Annotated in this window: 18 protein-coding genes; all 18 read right to left on the bottom strand. The window is 64.8% G+C overall.

What is annotated here, in order from left to right; translation table 11 throughout:
- Positions 1-300 precede the first annotated feature (300 nt).
- Positions 301-1,167 carry a LysR family transcriptional regulator gene (locus AC27KI_RS04485; protein ID WP_487088390.1) on the bottom strand — a complete coding sequence of 289 codons (867 nt, stop codon included), beginning with the start codon at positions 1,165-1,167 and terminating at the stop codon, positions 301-303.
- A gap of 173 nt (positions 1,168-1,340) precedes the next feature.
- Positions 1,341-1,610: a hypothetical protein gene (locus tag AC27KI_RS04480; protein WP_487112766.1), complete on the bottom strand. Its 270-nt coding sequence runs from the start codon at positions 1,608-1,610 to the stop codon at positions 1,341-1,343.
- A gap of 80 nt (positions 1,611-1,690) precedes the next feature.
- Entirely contained in the window at positions 1,691-2,104 is a 414-nt protein-coding gene (locus tag AC27KI_RS04475) for a DUF2946 domain-containing protein (RefSeq protein WP_487088348.1), read from the bottom strand.
- A gap of 38 nt (positions 2,105-2,142) precedes the next feature.
- On the bottom strand, positions 2,143-2,463 hold the full coding sequence (locus AC27KI_RS04470; RefSeq protein ID WP_487088346.1) for a c-type cytochrome: 321 nt from the start codon (positions 2,461-2,463) through the stop codon (positions 2,143-2,145).
- 52 nt (positions 2,464-2,515) lie between these two features.
- Positions 2,516-3,943 carry a PepSY-associated TM helix domain-containing protein gene (locus AC27KI_RS04465; RefSeq protein ID WP_487088344.1) on the bottom strand — a complete coding sequence of 476 codons (1,428 nt, stop codon included), beginning with the start codon at positions 3,941-3,943 and terminating at the stop codon, positions 2,516-2,518.
- Positions 3,943-6,024 carry a TonB-dependent receptor gene (locus AC27KI_RS04460; RefSeq protein WP_487088342.1) on the bottom strand — a complete coding sequence of 694 codons (2,082 nt, stop codon included), beginning with the start codon at positions 6,022-6,024 and terminating at the stop codon, positions 3,943-3,945. Before AC27KI_RS04460 ends, AC27KI_RS04465 begins: the two co-directional genes overlap by 1 nt.
- Before the next feature lie 11 nt (positions 6,025-6,035).
- Entirely contained in the window at positions 6,036-6,518 is a 483-nt protein-coding gene (locus AC27KI_RS04455) for a copper chaperone PCu(A)C (RefSeq protein ID WP_487088340.1), read from the bottom strand.
- A 27-nt stretch (positions 6,519-6,545) separates the two neighbouring features.
- On the bottom strand, positions 6,546-7,145 hold the full coding sequence (locus AC27KI_RS04450) for an SCO family protein (protein ID WP_487088338.1): 600 nt from the start codon (positions 7,143-7,145) through the stop codon (positions 6,546-6,548).
- An 89-nt stretch (positions 7,146-7,234) separates the two neighbouring features.
- On the bottom strand, positions 7,235-8,221 hold the full coding sequence (locus tag AC27KI_RS04445; protein WP_487088336.1) for a DJ-1/PfpI family protein: 987 nt from the start codon (positions 8,219-8,221) through the stop codon (positions 7,235-7,237).
- 8 nt (positions 8,222-8,229) lie between these two features.
- Entirely contained in the window at positions 8,230-9,069 is an 840-nt protein-coding gene (locus AC27KI_RS04440) for a DJ-1/PfpI family protein (protein WP_487088334.1), read from the bottom strand.
- Between the two features lie 9 nt (positions 9,070-9,078).
- Complete coding sequence (locus AC27KI_RS04435) at positions 9,079-11,274, bottom strand: TonB-dependent siderophore receptor (protein ID WP_487088332.1); 2,196 nt, start codon at positions 11,272-11,274, stop codon at positions 9,079-9,081.
- A gap of 336 nt (positions 11,275-11,610) precedes the next feature.
- A complete protein-coding gene (locus AC27KI_RS04430; protein ID WP_487088330.1) occupies positions 11,611-11,970 on the bottom strand; it encodes a DUF2946 domain-containing protein in 360 nt (119 codons plus the stop codon).
- Positions 11,971-11,978: 8 nt separating this feature from the next.
- The gene (locus tag AC27KI_RS04425; RefSeq protein ID WP_487088328.1) at positions 11,979-12,605 is read right to left on the bottom strand and encodes a cyclic nucleotide-binding domain-containing protein; all 627 of its coding nucleotides are present in this window, start codon (positions 12,603-12,605) and stop codon (positions 11,979-11,981) included.
- Complete coding sequence (gene cydX / locus AC27KI_RS04420) at positions 12,592-12,735, bottom strand: cytochrome bd-I oxidase subunit CydX (protein WP_487088326.1); 144 nt, start codon at positions 12,733-12,735, stop codon at positions 12,592-12,594. Before cydX ends, AC27KI_RS04425 begins: the two co-directional genes overlap by 14 nt.
- Positions 12,736-12,773: 38 nt before the next feature.
- Positions 12,774-13,928 carry a cytochrome d ubiquinol oxidase subunit II gene (gene cydB, locus AC27KI_RS04415; RefSeq protein WP_487088324.1) on the bottom strand — a complete coding sequence of 385 codons (1,155 nt, stop codon included), beginning with the start codon at positions 13,926-13,928 and terminating at the stop codon, positions 12,774-12,776.
- Between the two features lie 29 nt (positions 13,929-13,957).
- Positions 13,958-15,544, bottom strand: coding sequence for a cytochrome ubiquinol oxidase subunit I (locus AC27KI_RS04410; RefSeq protein WP_487088322.1), 1,587 nt, complete (start codon positions 15,542-15,544; stop codon positions 13,958-13,960).
- 38 nt (positions 15,545-15,582) lie between these two features.
- Entirely contained in the window at positions 15,583-17,274 is a 1,692-nt protein-coding gene (locus AC27KI_RS04405; RefSeq protein WP_487088320.1) for an amino acid ABC transporter ATP-binding/permease protein, read from the bottom strand.
- Entirely contained in the window at positions 17,271-18,938 is a 1,668-nt protein-coding gene (gene cydD, locus AC27KI_RS04400; protein ID WP_487112774.1) for a thiol reductant ABC exporter subunit CydD, read from the bottom strand. The genes AC27KI_RS04405 and cydD overlap by 4 nt, the downstream gene beginning before the upstream one ends.
- Between the last annotated feature and the right edge of the window lie 103 nt (positions 18,939-19,041).

The following is a 19,041-nucleotide window of genomic DNA, read 5'->3' as shown; positions in this document are numbered from 1 at the left end:
TCCCGAAAGACCTAATGAGTACGTCGCGCGTGAATCAGCGAGGGTTCTGCACGGCAAGACGGCTGACGTCTCGGGTTAGACCTGACGTTCAGGACATCACCCAGGGCAAACTGTGCAAAGGTGATAACGGCGCCAAACTGCATGGCAGAGCAACGGTCTGAGGCCAGACGTAAAAAAGACTACTGCATCACAACGCATCGACAGTCAGCGGCCTCGTTTTGCAGGTTCCACCATCTCATGGCAGCCATTTCGGGCGGTGGTCATCGACCGACCACCCACAGCGTTCCTGCCGTCGACTTATCACGCAAGCGTCATGACGCGGCCAACGAATCCAGCCAATGCGCCCGAGAGTTCCCCGTCCCTGCGCAGAAGGTAGGTTTTCAACAGGCGCGACTCACCAGCCAAGGGACGCGCGACAACTTCCCGCTGTTTGCACTGCACCAGTTGTGATTCGGTCGATAGTCCCAGACCATAGCCAGCCGCTACCAGTGTGAGCATCAAGTCGTGAGTCGAAACACGTTCAGCTACTTTCGGCTCTGCGGCCTCTTCTCGCAGCAATTGATCGAACTGACGGCTGCAACCTTCGCAGGCATCCGGGTCGCACAGTACCAGCGGATAGCGCAGCACCTCCGACAGTGGCAGTTCCGGGTAGGCTAGAAGTGGGTGACGCGGCGGCACGGCTACGACGATCGGATCTGACCACGCCAACGTGGCGGTCAAGCCACCCCCAGGCTTTTCGACCTTACCAAAGCCTGCGTCGTATAGGCCATCGCGCAGGCCCTTGAGCTGCTGCGCCAGAGATACCTCGGACAGCCGGATATCGACCTCAGGCACGTCTTCCCGGCAGCGGGCCAACAGTGAACTCAAGCGTGGCTGATTGATGCCATCGGACAGTGCGACGCACAGAAGCCCGCTGAAGCCATCCGCTGCAGCACGCACGCGGGTTCGGACCTGTTCAACCGCCAACATAACCCGCCGGGCCTCCTCCAGAAGGACTTGGCCCGGTCCGCTCAGGCGGGTGCCATGGCTGTTCCGCTCAAACAGTCGCGTCCCGAGTTCGGCTTCCAATTGCCTGATGGTCCGAGAAAGCGGCGACTGCTCCACATGCAAGCGCTCCGCCGCGCGGCCGAAATGCAATTCTTCGGCCACGATCAAAAAGCTTTTCAGGTGACGCAGTTCAATAGCCAGAAGATGAATCCTTCAAGTAGTGCCTAGCTGATGTCGATCGTGACCGGTGGAACCACGTAGCAGCTCCACCCAGGCCTTGAAGCGGATGCTGCCGTCCCTCTCGGACCTCAGGGCCACATCAAAATGGATGCTCACCGGGCATAGTCAATGTGTCATCGCTCGCCGCTGCGCGAAGGCACCGGGTGGAGCGTCATGCGGCCGAGGTGCTCCACCTGGCCTGCGCCGTAGGCGCCGTCTTCCAGTTCGTGTCCCTTGGCATTCAGCATGGCTGCGCCGTACATCGCCGCCAGCAGCGCGATATGCAATACGGTGAACGCGACGAAACGCAGCGGGAACCCGCGCTGCTGGTCTGCAGATGCAAGGTAACGAGGTGGCGGAAGATCGCGCGCGCTTGGGCGCGTAGAGGTATTGGGAAGATTCAAGGACGACTCCTGGTCAGCCGCCCGCGATGCGGGCACCATGGGGTTGCAGCGCCGCGCATGCACTGCGCAGGCTGAGCGGTTCAGGCAGGACTCGTCAAAGGTGGTGCTCGTGGCTGCGACGGGCGCCAGGGAGGATCGGTTGGCGCGTCGGTTCGCACAAAGCAAGCGACGCCTGCCGTGGCAGAGCACCGGGCCGTGGGGTCGAAGGAAGCTGATGCCGGCAGCGCAATGCCACCATGCAGTCTGCAATACGGGTAATCGGTGGCCATGGACGCGTAGGGGACTTTCTCTGAAGAAGGTGCTTCTTCGCTGCCGCGGAGTTGGACGCGCTTTGCTCCCCAGTTGCAACACACCTCTACCCATGTGCCGCCGGTTAGGCCCAGAACCGAGCTGATTCGTGGCGCCAGGATGCTCCACAGCAACGCGAAAACGACCAGCCAAACCCATGGGTTTGGTTGGACACGATCACGCGCGAGAAGCAAGCGCTTGTGCATTGCTCTGGATAGCTATGGCTGTGGCTGCGGTGCAGGACTCACTTCAGTGACAAGACCCACGCGGCGAGCTTCTTGGCATCTGCTTCGTTGACCTGGGAGTTTGGCGGCATGGGAACTGGCCCCCATGCGCCGCTGCTGCCTTTCATGATCTTGGTGAGCAGCAAAGACGGGGCATCCTTATTGCCCGCGTACTTGCGTGCTACGTCCTTGAACGCTGGGCCGACGACCTTTTTGTCCACTCCATGACATGCCATGCAGGTCTTGGCGGTCGCAAGTCCCTGGTCTGCCGAAGCTGGGAAGGCGATCAGTGCCGCCAGGGCGACTGCTGCTGAAATGAAGGAGCGCTGGGAGTTTTTCATTGTGGTTTCCTGGTGGGTTGACGGGGGTCTGTGAAATAGCAAGTGAAAGAACTTACGCGGGTGCCGCTTCCCGCTGGGTGCCGCGTACCAGCAGCAGATCCAGTACGAACATGACCAGCAGCGACGCGCCCACCAACGGGAAGGCCACGCCACCGACCACGAGCAGGCCCAGCACGGTGCGCAGCACACGCCGGTCGGCAGGCAGGGGCGGCGCGCCGAGCGCACCCGCAGGCCGGCGCTTCCACCACATCACCACGGCGCTGACGCACAGCAGCATGACGGCCAGGCAAGCCATGACCAGCAGCGCTTGGTTGGGCACGCCGAACTCCTGGCCCATGTGCACGTTGATGCCCCATTCCAGCCAGCGGCCCAGCGGGCCGTAGTCGGCATAGCCCATGTCGAGCAACACGGCGCCGCTGTACTGATCGAGGTGCACCACGCGTTGGCGCGCCAGATCGTTGGGGTACACCGACGCGGTGTAGACGCCGGTCGGGCCGACTGGCAGGCTCAGGGTGTAGCCTGGTGCCAGGTTCAGGCCTCCGACGATGATCAGCATGGCGTCCAGGCCTTGCGCGCCTTGTGTGGCGCTGGCTGATGCCTGAGCGGCGTTGCCGTGCGCCTCTTGTCCCTCGTGCCCTGCATGTCCGTCAGCTGTCGAGGCCGGCAGCCGGGCCTGCGCCAGCGACCAGGTGGTGGGGCCAGAATCCTGCAAACGTTGCTGGGACATGGGCAGTTGCACGCGCACGCCAGCCGGGTAGCCGAAGTTTTGGCCGTTGGCCCATTGGTTCACCTGCTGGCCCCACAGCACCGACCATGGCATGCCGGTGATGGCGAGGAAGGCCAGCATGGCGCCGACGAAGATGCCGGTGACCGCATGCAGGTCGCGCCAGAACAGGCGCTGGCGGGGCTGCCCGCGCACGGACACCGCGCCGCCGCGCTGGCCGCGCGGCCACCACAGGTAGACGCCGGTCAGCACCAGCAGGATGGACCAGCCGGCCGCGATCTCGATGGCCCCGCGTGCGATCGGCCCGAAATACTTCAGGCTGTGCAGCTTGCGAATGGTCCACGCCACGCTGCCGCCTTCAGGCAGCGTACCCAGCACTTGAGCGTGGTACGGATCGACGAAGACCGTCAACCGTTCGCCAACGGCACTGGTGATGCCCACCTCGGCCGAGTTCGTGGGGAATGGCGCTGGCGTGAGCTTGCGCACCGTGCCGGGGTGCGCCGCCAGCGCCGCAGCCACCAGTTCGCTGTGCGGGCGCGCAGCCGCGCCGGTGGCCGACACCATCTTGAGGTCGCGGTGGAACCAACCGTCGATCTCAGCCTTGAACACGTATAGCCCGCCGGTGATGGCCAGCCAGGCCAGGAAGGGCAACACCAGCAAACCGGCATAGAAATGCCAGCGCCAGACCGCCCGGTACAGGTCGCCCGCGCCGGAGCGGGCGGGCAAACGGGATTGGGTCAAGGTCGACGCAGTCATCAGAAGCGCGCGTTCACGCTGGCATAGGCGCCACGGCCGTCGCCAGGCGAATAGCCCGAGGAGCCGCTGTCGTACCAGGCATACACGTACTTGCGGTTGGTGATGTTCTTCACCTGCAGGCTCACGTCCATGGTGGGAGAGACTTGGTAGGTCGCCCCCAGGTTCAGCAAGGCGTACTTGCCGGCCTTGGCCTGCACGTTGGTGCGTTCGAGGTAGTAGTCGCCCTGCGCGTTGGCCCAGGCCGACAGCTTGAGCAACTCCGTGGTCTGCCAGTCCACGCCGGCCGACACAAGGTAGCGCGGCACGTTCTCGATCCATTGGCCGCGCGTGGCGGGAGCGCTCGGATCCGGCTCGGTGATCTTGGCCTGCTGTAGCGAATAGGCCACCCAGGCCGCAGTACGCGACGTAGGCTTGGCGTTGAGCTGCAGATCGACGCCCTTGCGCAGCGTGCGTCCCACGTTGCCCAGGCCGCCGGGATCGGGCAGGCCGTTGACGCCGAGCACTCGGGCGACCTCGCCCGAGGCGCGTTGCTCCCAGTACGCAACACGTCCGTCCAGCCATGGCAGCGGGCTGAACTTGACGCCCGACTCCCAACCGTCGTTGATCGAGGGCGCGAGATTGCGCGTCTGTGTGCGGTAGCCGTCGATGCCGGTGCCGATCTGGAAGGTGCGGCCCCAGTTGAAGTACACGCTGGCCTGAGGCGACAGCGTGTAGGCCACGCTGATCTTGGGTTGCTTGATCAGCCCGTAATCGTGCACGTCATAGCGCGATCCGGTCAGGCGATCAACGAAATTGCCACCCACCTTGTCCACGCGCAGCGCGGGCACGATCTTGAGGGCGTCCACCGGCCGAATCACGGCCTGCACGTAGGCGCCCTGGGTGTCCAGGTCGAAGTCCCAGTCGCGGAACTGCGAGGTGCGCACGCGCTGCTGGGTGCGGTAGCGCTGGCCGATGTTGTCCTGCCATTGCGCATCGACACCGCCTTCCAGCGTGAAATCGTGCGCCCAACTTACCTTCGGACGCCAGGTCAGCGTGGTGATGGCGCCGTGCTGCTTCTCATCGTTGTAGCGCTCCTGCTGCACGCCTGCGGCCGAGAAGCGCACCCAGCGCTGGTTCTCGTACTGGTTGGTGTATAGCTTGGCGGACCACGACAGATCCTGCGTCAGGTTGGCATCCAGGTGCGTGCTGAGTTGCAAGGTCTCGCGTTCGCCGCGGTCGTCCTGCGCGTAGGCTGGGGAGCTACGCGGCGCGGCCAAGGCCTGTTCGCGCGTGAGGTAGCCGGACTCCAGCGCCTGGTTGCGGTAGTAGCGTGCGCTCAGTCCTGCTCGCCAGCGCGCGTCGTCGCTGGTGTAGAACCATTTTCCCGACAGCGCGAACTTCTTCGCATAGGCATGGTCGCGGTACCCATCGGAGTCGCGCCAGGCCAGGACGTAGTTCTGGCTCCAGTTGCCGCTCTCAATGCCCTTGGCGATCTGCGCCTCCTTGGTGCCAAAGCTGCCCAAGGTCAGGCTGGCCCGACCTTCGTTCCCACCGGTGCGCGTGAGCACGTTGGCGTTACCCGCGATGTTGTGCAGCCCGTAGCGCGGGTCGTTCGTGCCACGCACGATCTCGATGGCCTCGATGTCCAGCGGAAACACCGCATCCAGAAAGGGCATGCCGCCCGCGTTGTCGTTGCTGGGAATGCCGTCGATCAGCAGCTTGACGGCGTTGATGCGGCCCTCGCCGTTGAAACCGCGAAACGAAAAGCGCCCGGCGTCCGTGCCCTGCTTGAACTGGGTCACCTGCACGCCCGGAGCGCGCGTCAGCAGCTCCCAGCTGTAGTCCACGTGCTGGTCCTGCAGCAGGCTGGCGCCCAGAATGTCCACCGAGCTGAACACGCTCCGGGCCGACAGCGGCCCTGCCGCCTTGCCGCTGATAGTGACGGTGCCCAGGGTGAGTGTGGAGTCGCTGGACGGGTCAGCAGCGGTGATCGCCTGGGCTGGCGCGGTCTGGGACTGAGCCAGGGTGACCATCGCTAACAGCAACGCGGCAGCCAGCGGCAAACGCGCAGCGCGAAGCGTGGCCTTGTAGATCAATCTCATCGTGCGCCATCTCAGTGTTTGTGAGCGCCGTGCGCGTCGTGGACAGCGGGCTGGGCACTGTTGGCGTTGAGTGCCCGTACGGGCGCCTTCACTTCGATCGACTCGCGCTTGCCGTCCACGCCTTCGACCACCAGGGTGAGCGGCACGGTGTCTCCGGCCTTCACCTGTTGCTTCAGGTCCATCAACATCACGTGATAGCCGCCGGGCTTGAGTTCCACGGTCTTGCCGGCCGGCAACTCGACGGACGGGACCTGACGCATCTTCATCACGTTGTCCTGCATAGCCATCTCATGGACTTCGACGACAGCAGTGATGGGCGAGCTTGCCGAGAGCAGCTTGCTGTTTTTGGCGGCCTGGATCTGCATGAAGGCGCCCGTGGCCTTCTGCTGCGGCACCGTAGCGCGTACCCAGGCGTCTTTTACGGTGACTTGAGCCTGGGCGGTGGCTGCGAGCATCGAACCAACGACGATGGCGGAGCGGATGACTAGTTGCATGGTGTTCTCCTTGCGGGGGGTTGAGGATCAGGTGGGATTGAGGAGCTTGCGGATGTCGTCCGCGTACTGCTGCGCGGATTGCTCGTGGCGCAGGGCCAGGCGCAGCTTGCCTTGCGGGTCGTAGACGTAGCTGAGTGACGTGTGGTCCATGGTGTAGGACGCGCCGGTAGGCACCTTGTTGTAGAAGACTTTGAAGTCCTTGGCGGTCTCGGCCGTGCGCTTCATATCCCCATACAGGCCGATGAAGCTGGGATCAAATGCTGCGGTATAGGCTTTGAGCAACTCGGGCGTATCGCGTTCAGGGTCGACCGTGATGAACAACGTCTGGAAACGCTCGCCATCGGCACCCAGCAGCCTCTTGACCTCGGACGCCCGGGCCAGCGCCGTTGGGCAGACGTCGGGGCACTGGGTGAATCCGAAGAAAACCAGCACGGCCTTGCCCTTGAAATCTGCCAGCGTGCGCTCCTTGCCATCTGGATCGGAGAGCCGGATGTTGGTGGCATAGGTGGCGCCGGTCAGGTCGATTCCGTTGTAGGTCTCAGTTGCTTTGCGCCCGCATGCAGACAGCGCAATGGCGCCGAATGCAGTGGCGATCAGCAGGGTTCGCCGGGTGAGTGTTTGATTCATGCAAGAGCTCCTGTGGATCAAAGCGTGCGCCGGGGGTGAAGAGAGTTGGCTCATGGCGACGTTTCTAGGCTGTGTTGACAGGGATGGGATCAGCGAGGCGGCGCCCCACTGTTCGCACGCGAAGTCTTTTCGGCTTCCAGGCGCTTGATCAGGGGATCCACACCGGCGTCGTACATGGCCTTGACCATCCACTCGACCAGCCAGCCGGTCTTCTCGGGCGTACCGCCCTGTATGGGGGGCGCGGGGTCGTACTCCATGTCCAGCATCACGCCCTGCGTGTAGCGCTGGCCCCAGTTGTCGTTGAGCAGCGCCAGGGACATGTCCATACCGGCGGTGACGCCCGCCGAGGTCCAATACTTGCCGTCGCGCGTGTAGCGCTCGTTGGCGGGGATGGCCTTGTACTTCTTGAGGAACTCTTCCTCGCGGTACCAGTTGGTGGAAGCGCGCTTGCCCTCCAGCAGGCCGGTGGCGCCCAGAATCCAGACGCCGGTGCAGATGGCGCCGGTGTAGGTCGTTCCTTTGTCGATGGCCCGAATCCAGTCGAGCACCCGCTCGTCGTAGCTCGCTTCGATGGTGCCGGTGAAGCCGCCCGGAATGATCAGGATGTCGAGCTGCTGCACGGAATCGATCACCGTGTCGGGTATCACCTGCACACCCATGACGGTCTTGATCGGGCCGGGCTTGATGCCGATCAATCGTGTGGTGGCTCCCGCCTGGCCCAGGACATAGCGTGCCCCCATGAAGTCCAGGTCGTTGACGCCGTCGTAGACCAAGATGCCGATCTGCTTGATGGGATGCTTGGGCTTGCCCAGGATCGCATCCATGACCATGGAATGGTTCTCTGGCGTGATGTCCTTGGGCAACTGCGCCTTCAGCGTCGCGTCCTCGGACGACAGCCTTTCGAGGGCAGGAGGTGCGGGGCGCGGCGCAGGCTTTTCCACGCAGCCGCACAGCGCCAAGGCACCGGCTGCCATGGCGAGGGACCAAGCACGCTTCGGAATGAAGCCGCTGCGGGCGTTGGCAACGTATCGAGCCCACAGGCTCGCGAAATGCTGCATCAGTTGGTCGCGTTTCATCATTGGTTTCAACGTCCAGAAGAGGTCTTGGACCGCCTGGCTGCGGCCAGCGCTGCGCGGGCCTGAAGGTCGAAGTCCTTGAACATGTCTGCGGTCATGGAAACGACCGCAGGGGGAGCAGTGCGCGGCGTCCCCGCGTTGAACGGCGGCTCGGGCGCGTACTCGGCCAGCAACTGCATGGACTGCGCATAAGTCGAATCCCGCAACATGCCGACGATGGCCAGGCCCAGATCCAGGCCCGCGCTCACGCCTGCACCCGTGATGCGGTTGCGGTCGTGCACCACGCGCGCCTCCACAGGAATGGCCCCTGCGTCGGTCAACAGCGAATGCGTGGCCCAATGTGTAGTGGCCTTGTAGCCCTGCAAAAGACCTGCGGCCCCAAGGACGAGCGAGCCGGTGCACACGCTGGCTACCAATTTGGCGCGACGGCCCCGGTCGGCAAGGAAGGCCAGGATCTGCGCGTCCTGCATGGTTGCCAGCGTGCCGGCGCCACCGCCAGGAACGAAGAGGATGTCCAGGTCACGCGGGCACCTGGCCAACGTGATCGTGGGCAAGATCGCGAGCTGGGTATCGCTCACCACTGGTGCCATGGTCTTGGCGACGTGGTGCACCTTCGCTCCCATCAAACCCGCAAACATGTGCTGCGGCCCTACGAAGTCCAGGGCCGTCATGCCGGGATAGAGCAACATGCCGATCTGCTCCTTGCCGGTCCACGACACGGGCATGGCGCTCATGTCGTGCGCCGAGCTAGCCTGCGCCGATGGGTCCTGACCCGCATGGGCCAGCCACGGCGAGGTGGTCAGCGCCGCCGCCGCAGCGTGCAGGAAACTGCGTCGTTCAATGCTCATGGCCGCGACTCAGTAGTCCACGCGCAGCGTGAGCTTGGCCGTGCGCGGATTGCCCAGCTTGATCCAGTCCTGCACGAACTGGTGGCTGCCGGTGAAGTATTTCTTGTTGAAGACGTTGTCCAGGTTGAACTGCAGCGAGGCCTTGCTCGAACCCAGGCCGAAGCGGTAGGCCAACATGGCGTCCACGCGCGCGTAGCCAGGCATCTGGAAGGTGTTGCCGGAATCGCCCTGGCGCTGGCCCTGGGCGAATACGCCGCCCCCCACCGTCCACTGGCTGTCGAGCGCGTAGCGCGCCCACAGACTGGCGCTGTGCCGCGCCACGTTGGCGAGTTCCTTGCCCTTGTAGGTGGGATCCTCGGGGACTTCGGTATCGGTGTAGGCGTAGGAGCCGATCAGCGACAGCTGCTTGGTGATCTGGCCCGACACGTCCCATTCCAGGCCGCGCGACACGGCTTTGCCGACGGTGACGACGTTGGTGAAGGTGGGCGACAACGGATCCGGCACCGACGCGCCGCGGTTGCGCTTGGTGAGCTGGAACAGCGCGACGGTCGAGCTGAGCTTGCCGTCGAACAGCTCGATCTTGTGGCCCACCTCGATCTGCCGTGCGCGCTCGGCCTCCAGCGCGGCGCCGGTCACGGTGTCGCGGCCATTGTTGGCACTGACCGCATCCTGGTACTGGACGTAGACAGACTGGTTGGGCGCGAACTGCCATGCCGCACCCAGCCGGGGCGTGGTGAACGACTTGTCGTTGGGCACGGTGCCCGGTACGCCGAACACCGCGCTCGTGCGGTCGTGGCGCAACGCACCGGTGAGGAAGATGCCGTTGCCCAGCGCGATCTGGTCCTGCACGTAGAAGCTGGTCCAGCGGCTGTAGTCGTCGTAGTCCTGCGGCATGGACATCATCGGGTCCAGCCCCGGCGTGCTGCCCAGCGACGGGTTGTAGATGTCCACCGACGACAGCTGCTGCATGTAGGTCGTGCCGGTCTTCTTGGTACGGTAGGTGTCGAAGCCGGCGAGCACGGTGTGGGCAACGCCGCCCGCCTGGAACTTGCCCGTCAGGTCCACATTGAACTGATCGACCTGGTAGCGGCCATCGGGCCGCACGCCGAAGTAGTAGCGGCACAGCGGATTGCCGGTGCCCGGGCAGGTCTGGTCGGGCGTCATGCCCATGCCGTAGTCGCCGCGGTAGGTGTAGATGTCCATCTCGGACGTGTCGCTGCGCAGACTCAGCACCCGGCCCTTGACCTGCCAGGTGTCGTCGATCTGGTGCGAGGCATCGAGCTTGAGGCTCGTGGTCTTGGCGCTCGACAGGTAGGGCGAGTCGTTGTACTGGCGCGACCAGGGTAGGTCGGCCGGCCGGTTGCCGACGGCCGGAATGCCCATGTCCGTGCGGTAGCGGTTGTCGGAGTAGTCCAGCGTGGCCGTAACGTTGGTGCGCGCATCGGGCACCCAGGCCAGGCTGCCGGTGAAGTTGCCCAGCCGGTCTTTGACGTAGTCGCGGATCGAGTCAGACGTGTAATACGAAGCGGCTACGCGGCCGCGCAGCGTCTTGTCGGCATTGAGACTGCCCGAAGCCTCGATGGCCGTGCGCGACAGACCGCGCTGGCCGATGGTCTGCTCCAAGCTCAGCTCGGACACGCTGGAGATGGGTTTGGTGACCACGTTGACCAGGCCGCCTGGTTCGGAGCGGCCGTACAGCACGCTGGCCGGCCCCTTGACGACCTCAACCGACTGGACGTTGGCCATGTTGATGGGCACGCCCATGACCTTGGAGCCATCCAGGTAGTAGCTGGAGATGCCCGACATCGGCCCCATCGCCGTCATCGACGTACTGGGAAAGCCCCGCAGGATGAGCAGAGGCTGCATGGAGCCGTTGAACCCGAAGTCGTACTGCACACCGGAGACGTTGCGCACGGCATCGGTCAGCGTGAGAGCGTTCTGGTCCTCGATCACTGCGCGGGGGACGATCTGGACGCTCTGGGAGGTCTGCAGGGCGGGGGTGTCGGTGCGGGTGGCGGTGCTGGTTGTGTGGGCACGATAGTCGTCGGGCGTCCCGGTGACGGTCACCGTCGGCAGTTCTTGCACGCTCTTCCCAGACTGCCCTGCCGTCGAGCGCTCCTGCGCCTGTGCCAGCACCAATGGCGAATGCATCAGGCCTGTCGAGATCAGTGCGGCGGCCAGAGGAGCGAGGATTGGTTTGGTCATGAGGGTCCCTGGGTATTTGTTGTGGGACGAGCGATGGGTTTGCGGCGTGGGCCGGGCTACGCGTTTAAGGTCGCCAGTGGCTAACACGTAAGCCGTCGTTGGCTGTGACGTCAAGCACCCCATGCGCCGACGCGGCTCGGGGCCGATCCGGTGGCAAGAAACAACTGGGGCTACGTGTCAGCCGACGCAATGCTCCAAGCCACTTAGGCTTTAGTGCAGATGCGTCAGGGCAATCGCTGCGCGGGGCCAGTCGGCCGCATGGCAGCGAGGGTCGGCAGCACGGATACGGGCAGAACCGGCGGGCGCACCCAGCCAGACCGTGTCAGGGGCCGACGATCAGGAGAGAGACGGAGGGCCGCGCGGCGGCAGCGGCGCGCCGAGCAGCGCCGCGATGTGAGCCGACGCGAAGGGATGCCGCGCATTGACGTGGACCTGCGGCAGCACCAGTTGGTGTGGAAACAGAGGTGTCGGCAATGAGGCCGGTAGGCACAGGGAGCAATCCAGCGTATGGCTGGTTCCCTGCTGGCCTTCGCTGGTGCCATCGACGACCACAAGCTTCACGCTGCCGCTTGCGGAGCACACGAGTTCCATGGCCTTGGGATGAACCACGGGAGATGCCACGGCGACGCCCAACGTCAATACAAACCACGCCAGAACCAGGCGGGCAAGTATTGTGGAGGTTCGCAGAGCGTGCATGACTGTCATTATCGTTGAACAGTTTCCAAGTTCCCGGTAGCGCGCTTGACGGATGTCAATCTTGTGCGATTGACGATCTGACTTTCGTGGCTCATAGGGCGCGCTCCCAACCGCTGCGGCAAGCTTCTGCACACGCTTTCTGGCGAGGAATCGATGATGAGCGCAACGTCTTTCAGCGTGATGGGCAGCCTTCGCTGGCGTGCGCTTCGCACGTCATCCTCTGCTTGGAGGCTCAGCAGTCGGAGCAGGCGGTCTAAGCGCTCGGCAACCGAACCTTCACGCAGGCGCATCGCTTCAGCCGACCGTTGCTGCCCCTGTAGGAATGCGGCAGCCAGGATCAGCACTCGATGCGTTTCACTGTCCACCGATATTTGCGAGAGTTCGCAGGTCATCACTGCTGTTGCCGTTAACGCGTAGGGCTGCGCCAGTATGGTTTCAGCACCGAGCACGTCGCCAGGCAAGGCCAGGCGTACCAGCCCCGCTTGCGCGGGCTGCTTGGCTTCCAGTCGGATCAGGCCACCAACCACCTGCCACACGCCACCGGTTTCGCCAGTGCGGAACAGGGTCGCCCCCGGCACCAGCGCGCTTGTTGCAGAGGCGCGCGGTTCGTCTTGCAGGTTTTCATGCGGCGTCACGTCGCTCTCCGGGGGTGGGCGCGCGCGTGCGCTTGAGTGCCGCGTCGTCCATCAGCTCGTACCACATGGCATTGAGTACCGCAAAGGCGGCGGCGAGCGGCAGTCCAAGAGTCCAGGCGAAGTACCACATATCGAGGTTCCTTGTCTTCGGTGTGAGGGGAGATAGGTTCAGTAGGCGTGGTCGCCCTGCGTGATGTCGCGCGGGCGCACCTTTCCCCACATCACGCGGTACACCCAGGCGGTGTAGGCCAGGATGAGCGGAATGAACACGATGCTGCACACCAGCATGATGAACAGCGTCAGGTGGCTGGACGACGCATCCCACACCGTGAGTGCCGAGCGCAAGTGGGTCGACGAGGGTACGATGAAAGGGAACATCGATGCTCCTACGCTGAGCACGATGCCAGCGACGGACAGACCGCTGAAGACCATGGTGATGCCTTCCCAGCGGGCGCGCAGACCCACCAGTGCCAACAATGCGCCGGCAAAACCGAGCGTTGGCGCCAACACGGTCCACGGATGGTTCTGGTAGTTGGTGAACCAGGCACCTGCCACGCCCGATTGCACGGTCTTGAGCAGCGGATTGGAGGGGCCGTTGGGAACGTGGGGGCTGGTCAGCTGGTAGCCGCTGATCAGGCTCCACAGCAGTACACCGGCCAGGGCGTAGAGCGCGATGGTGGCAATGCCCGCGATGGTGGCGCATCGGCGCGCGCGTTGGGCGACCACACCCTCGATCTTGAGGGCCAGCCAGGCACCGCCGTGCATCACCATCATGGCGACGGACACCAGGCCACACAACACGGCGAATGGGTTGAGCAGGTCGAAGAAGCCGCCTTCGTAGATCATGCGCATGTCGTCGGTGAATCTGAACGGCACGCCCTGCAACACGTTGCCTATGGCAACGCCGAAGATCAGCGCCGGCACGACGCTGCCCACGAAGAGCGCCCAATCCCAGGCGCTGCGCCAGGCGGGGCTCTCCTGCTTGCTGCGGTACTTGAAGCCGACTGGCCGCAGGATCAGTGCGAACAGAGCAGCGAACATGGCGAGGTAGAAGCCCGAGAAGCTCATGGCGTAGATGTGCGGCCAGGCAGCGAAAATGGCGCCGCCGCCCAGCACCAGCCAGACTTGGTTGCCTTCCCACACGGGGCCGATGGTGTTGATGACGACCCGGCGTTCGATGTCGTCGCGGGCGACAAAGGGCAGCAAAGTGCCCACGCCAAGGTCGAAGCCGTCAGTGACGGCGAAGCCAACCAGCAGCACGCCGAGCAGCAGCCACCAGATGACGCGCAGCACGTCATAGTCCAGAAGGGTATGAAGGATCATGGATTTCTCCGCAGGGGGGTGTTTATTGGTCAGGCGGCAGTGGGCACTTTGCCGATCAGGGGAACGTCGGCGGGCGCCGTTGATAAGGGGTCTGGCTGCGGCCCCTTGCGGATCGCCTTGAGCATCAGCTTCATCTCCACGACGAGCAGCACCGTGTAGATGACAACGAAGCTCAACAAGGTGAACAGCACCGTGCCAGCGCCCAGTTCGGACACGGCCAGGGCGGTGGGCAGCACGCCCTCCACGGCCCAGGGTTGTCGGCCCAGTTCGGCCACGATCCAGCCGGCCTCGGCGGCGATCCAGGGCAATGGGATGGACCACAAGGCGACCTTGAGCAGCCAGGGGTGTGCGTCCAACCGGCGGCGCGCGGACAGCCAAAAGAAAGTGGCAGTGAGGACGATGAAGAACATGCCCAGGCCGACCATCACGCGGAACGACCAGTACAGCGGCGCCACCTGCGGCACCGTGTCCCACGCAGCCTTGGTGATCTGCTCCTCGGTGGCGGTGCGCGGATCGTCCACATAGGATTTGAGGAGCATGGCGTACCCCAGCCGATGCCCATGCTTTTCGAACATCAGGCGGAAGTGGGGCGCAACCGTGCCTTCGGAGCCCGCAGCCCGGATCTGCTGCAGCGCGTCGTAGGCCTGGATGCCGTCCCGGATGTGCCCGTGGGCTTGCTGAACCAGATCCTCGATCCCAGGAATCTCAGCTGTCAGTGAGCGTGTACCGATCAGGCCCATGACCCAGGGGATGTGCACCGCATAGTGCGTCTTGCGCGCCTCCTGGTCGGGGAAGCCGAAGACGGTGAAGGCTGCGGGCGCGGGCTCTGTCTTCCACATGGCCTCGATCGCGGCCATCTTCATCTTCTGGTGTTCGTTGGCGGCGTAGCCGCTTTCATCGCCCAGCACCACGACAGACAGCGAGGCCGCCAGGCCGAACGACGCGGCCACGGTCATCGAGCGCTTCGCCAGGTCGACATGCCGCCCCTTGAGCAGGAACCACGCCGAGACCCCCAGCACGAAGATGGCCGCAATGGTGTAGCCGGCGGAGACTGTGTGCACGAACTTGGCCTGAGCTACCGGGTTGAACAGCACCTCGTAGAAGCTCTCCACCTCCATGCGCATGGTCTGTGGGTTGAGCCTGGCACCCACGGGGTTCTGCATCCAGCCATTCGCAATCAGGATCCACAGTGCCGAGAAGTTAGTGCCCAGCGCGACGAGCCAGGTGACCACGCAATGCGCCACCTTGGACATGCGCTCCCAGCCGAAGAAGAACATGCCAACGAACGTAGCCTCCATGAAGAAGGCCATCAGGCCTTCGATCGCCAATGGCGCGCCGAAGATGTCACCCACGTAGTGGCTGAAGTAGCTCCAGTTCATGCCGAACTGGAACTCCATCACCAAGCCGGTGGAAACGCCCAGCGCGAAGTTGATACCGAACAACCCGCCCCAGAACTTGGTCATCTGCCGCCAGATGGGACGCCCGGTCATGACATAGACGGTCTCCATGATGGCCAGCAGGATGGACAGGCCGATGGTCAAAGGCACGAACAAGAAGTGGTAGAGCGCCGTCGCGGCGAACTGCAGTCGGGATAGCCCGACGATGTCGAGGTCCATGGTGGAGATCCTTTCTTGAGATGGAAGATGTTTGGGCGTCAGTGCTGGCGCAACGCTGTGAGCGCCGCGTCGAATCGGGGCGTGCCGCGCATGTGCTGAGCGACGATGTGTCCGCCGGACATCACCACAAGGCGGTCGGCCAGGGCCGCCTCACGGCGCAGGTGGGTGGCGATCAGTACGGTGCGGCCGCTGGCATGCCGGGCCAGGCGTAACAGCACGTCGGCTGCCGTGGGGCCGTCCAGCCCTTCGGTGGGCTCGTCCAGCAGCCAGAAGTCGGCCGGGTGCAGCAGCAGCCGGGCCAGCGCCAGGCGGCGCGACTGCCCGCCCGACAGGCCCAGCCCGCCTTCGCCCAGCGGCGAGTCCAGGCCTCGCGGAAGTTGGTGCAGGTCTGCGGCCAGGCCGCTGTCCTGCAGTACCGTCCACAACTGCTCGTCTGTGGCCTGCGGGTCGGCCAGACGGAGGTTGTCGCGCAGGCTGTCCTGAAACAACTCAGTGCGCTGCGTGAACCAGGTGCCAGCGCGTGCATGGACCTGCCCTGATCGAATCCGCAACTCGCCAGCGGCCACTGCCAGCAAGGTGGATTTGCCGGCTCCGCTGGAGCCGATGACTGCGACACGCTCACCAACCGCCACATGCAAGCTCATCCTGTGCAGCGTGATCCTGTCCTCGCCTTCGTGCCCTGCGCAAACACTGTCCAGCCGCAGGGCAACGCCTTCGGCAGGCGACGTGGGTTGTGAAGCAGGGTGGACTTGAGCGTGCAGCCGAGGCGCCAAGCGGCGTGCGGCCAGCCAACTGCGTCCGGCCTCCAGTGCGCCGCGCCGCAATGCAGCGAATGGCTCCAGCGCGGACAGCACCAGCAGCACGGCCAAGGTTGCCATGGGTATTCCAATAGCACCGCGCTCGGCGAGCGCTCCGACGGCAAACAGCACCGCAGCCACTGTCAGGTGTCCCCCCACCGCGTAGAGCCACCCAGCGCGGGTTTCCAATCGGTGCAGGGCATCGTCGATGCCTGCCAGCCTTTGATCTGTGCGGGCCAAGGTTTGGCATTGCGACTGCAGCCGACCAGCCATCGCCAGATCTGTCTGGCCAGCCACCAGATCGATGGTCTGCGCGCGCAGGCGCTCCAGACCGAGCGCCCTGCGCAGCGCCAGCGGCCGAGCGCGGCGCGTCACGGCGAGCGCGATGCCCCAGCCGCACAACATCAACCAGGCAAAGATTGCCGCGCCCAGGCGCCAGTCGAGCATGCCCAGTAGCCCGCCCACCAGCGACACAGCCATCAGTGCCGCACCGGCCGGCACGAGCACACGCAGGTAGATCGATTCGAGGGAGTCAATGTCGATGGTCAGCCGGAACAGCATGCGTGCCGGACGCCGCAGCAGTTGGTGTGCCGCACTTGCTTCAGCCCAGCCTCGGAACAGCCGCTCACGCAGGGCCGCGAGCACGCCCAGCGTGGCGTCGTGCGTGACAACGCGCTCTGCATAGCGGCCGGCGGTGCGTCCCAGTGCCAGGAGCCGGATGCTCGCGCTGGGTGTGAACACGTCGAAGGCCAGAGCCGCCGCAACCGACAAGCCGGCCAGTGCGGTTGCCGTGATGAACCAACCGGAAACTCCTAGCAGCGCCATGCCCGACGCCACCGTGAGCGCGGACAGCAACGCGCCCGACAGCATCCGCCGGCCGCCGGTCTGCACGAACAGCCGCAGTACGGCAACGAGGTCGCGGCGGTGCTTCATGCGGCGCTCCGGACCGGGTGCCCGTTGAAGGCGTCATCCACGCGAATGATGCGACCTAAACATCCGGCCAGCGCCAGATCGTGCGTCGCCACGATCAGCGTGCGGCCCCGCGCGAGGTGCAGCAAGGCGTCGATAACTTCGGCAGCCGTGTCGCGATCCAGATGCGCGGTGGGTTCGTCCACCAGCAGCAGGTCAGCCGTTGGGTCTGCCGCGGCGCGCGCGAGCGCCAGGCGCACCAACTCGCCACCGGACAGGCCCGCGCCGCCTTCACTCAGACGCCCGTCGGACAAGGCGTTGCGAACTCGTCCCAGCGCAGCGAAGTGGATGGCCGCAGTCACGGCCGCCTCCGAAACGCCCGGCCGATGCATCGAGATGTTTCCGCGCACGGTGCCGGCGAAGACATGAGGCTTCTGCCCGATCCAGGCCACGCGGCTGCGCAAGGCTGCGGCGGTCGCTGCGTTCAGGAGCACGCTCCCGATGCGCACCTCGCCATTCAGGGCAGGTACGAGGCCCGCGATGATCGACAGCAGGGTCGTCTTGCCGATGCCGCTGCTGCCAACCAGCGCCACGTGCTCGCCCGCGCCGACGTGCAGGCCCGTGCCGTCGAACACGGTAGCCTCGCTCGCGTAGCCAAAACGCAGTGCGCGAATGTCGACGGCGGGCGCGCAGCGCGCCCGCGCCGGTGGAGCGTCACTGGCCTGTTCGTCCAGTGCACCCGGCAGGGCCAATCCCACCTTGCGCAGCGAATCGAGTGCTTCATGCGCTGCTTCTCCTGCCGCCTTGTCGTGCCAGGCTGCGGACAAATCCCGCAGGGGCTCGAAGAAGGCCGGTGCCAGCAACAGGATGAACAGACCCTGTCCCAGGCTCAGTGTCTTCCCCCAACTTCCGCTCCCGATCTGACCGAGGAGGTGAAAGCCCACGTACACCGCGACGAGCGCGACCGCCAGGGCCGAGAACAGCTCCAACGATGCCGAGGAAAGGAAGGCGATGCGCAGCACGCGCATGGTGCGCATCCGCAGGGATTCGGCCGACGCCCGCAGGCGGTGTGCCGTGGCATCCACGGCTCCCAGCGCCCTCAGGGTGGACAAGCCGCGCAGACGATCCAGCAGAAATCCGTTCATGCCCCCCAGCGCCTGCAGCTGCTCTTCGCTGGCCGCCTTGGCGCGCCAACCGATGAGGGCCATGAACAGCGGGATCAACGGCGCCGCTGCGATCAGGATCAGTGCGCACACCCACGAAAGGCTGCCCACGACCACGGCGATCACCGGAGGGACGACGATCACCCGCCAGCGCGCGGGTTGGTAGCGCAACAGCCAGGGCAGCAGCGCTTCGGCCTGCTCAGTCAGCACGCTGGCTGCCTGGCCAGAAGATGGCCGCGTGGAATCCAGTGGCGACCGGCCCGCCAGTGCGGCAACTGCTTGCACCCGAAGGCCGCTCAGATAGCGCCTGGCCCCATGGAACAGCTGCCGCGTGCCCCAGGCTTCGGCCGTTGCGCGAGCGATGCCGAACAGAAGGTAGCCCACCGCGGGCCAGATCACGCCAGTCAGTCCGCCACCATCGGTCAGGCTTTGCACAGCCCACGCAAGGAGCGCGGCCTGCGCAATCCACGCCAGCGACGCGCCACCCAGGACCCAGGTGCCAGCGCGTGTTCCTGGCAAGTGCACGGATAGTCGTTGAACGCGCCGGTACTCGGCCTCGGAGCGCACGGCACCGTCGGCCGAAGGCGAACCTGCGGCCTCTACAGAAGGCATGGGGAATCTCCAGACT

It is taken from the genome of Acidovorax sp. KPB24-03, from assembly GCF_057546605.1.
Note: the sequence above shows the minus strand (reverse complement) of the source record. Positions and strands in the feature narration are given on the sequence as shown.

Coding starts and splice junctions, on each gene's coding strand:
- AC27KI_RS04475 (WP_487088348.1), bottom strand. CDS start 2,104: ATGCACAAGCGCTTGCTTCTCGCGCGTGATCGTGTCCAACCAAACCCA.
- AC27KI_RS04470 (WP_487088346.1), bottom strand. CDS start 2,463: ATGAAAAACTCCCAGCGCTCCTTCATTTCAGCAGCAGTCGCCCTGGCG.
- AC27KI_RS04465 (WP_487088344.1), bottom strand. CDS start 3,943: ATGACTGCGTCGACCTTGACCCAATCCCGTTTGCCCGCCCGCTCCGGC.
- AC27KI_RS04460 (WP_487088342.1), bottom strand. CDS start 6,024: ATGAGATTGATCTACAAGGCCACGCTTCGCGCTGCGCGTTTGCCGCTG.
- AC27KI_RS04455 (WP_487088340.1), bottom strand. CDS start 6,518: ATGCAACTAGTCATCCGCTCCGCCATCGTCGTTGGTTCGATGCTCGCA.
- AC27KI_RS04450 (WP_487088338.1), bottom strand. CDS start 7,145: ATGAATCAAACACTCACCCGGCGAACCCTGCTGATCGCCACTGCATTC.
- AC27KI_RS04445 (WP_487088336.1), bottom strand. CDS start 8,221: ATGAAACGCGACCAACTGATGCAGCATTTCGCGAGCCTGTGGGCTCGA.
- AC27KI_RS04440 (WP_487088334.1), bottom strand. CDS start 9,069: ATGAGCATTGAACGACGCAGTTTCCTGCACGCTGCGGCGGCGGCGCTG.
- AC27KI_RS04435 (WP_487088332.1), bottom strand. CDS start 11,274: ATGACCAAACCAATCCTCGCTCCTCTGGCCGCCGCACTGATCTCGACA.
- AC27KI_RS04430 (WP_487088330.1), bottom strand. CDS start 11,970: ATGCACGCTCTGCGAACCTCCACAATACTTGCCCGCCTGGTTCTGGCG.
- cydX (WP_487088326.1), bottom strand. CDS start 12,735: ATGTGGTACTTCGCCTGGACTCTTGGACTGCCGCTCGCCGCCGCCTTT.
- cydB (WP_487088324.1), bottom strand. CDS start 13,928: ATGATCCTTCATACCCTTCTGGACTATGACGTGCTGCGCGTCATCTGG.
- AC27KI_RS04410 (WP_487088322.1), bottom strand. CDS start 15,544: ATGGACCTCGACATCGTCGGGCTATCCCGACTGCAGTTCGCCGCGACG.
- AC27KI_RS04405 (WP_487088320.1), bottom strand. CDS start 17,274: ATGAAGCACCGCCGCGACCTCGTTGCCGTACTGCGGCTGTTCGTGCAG.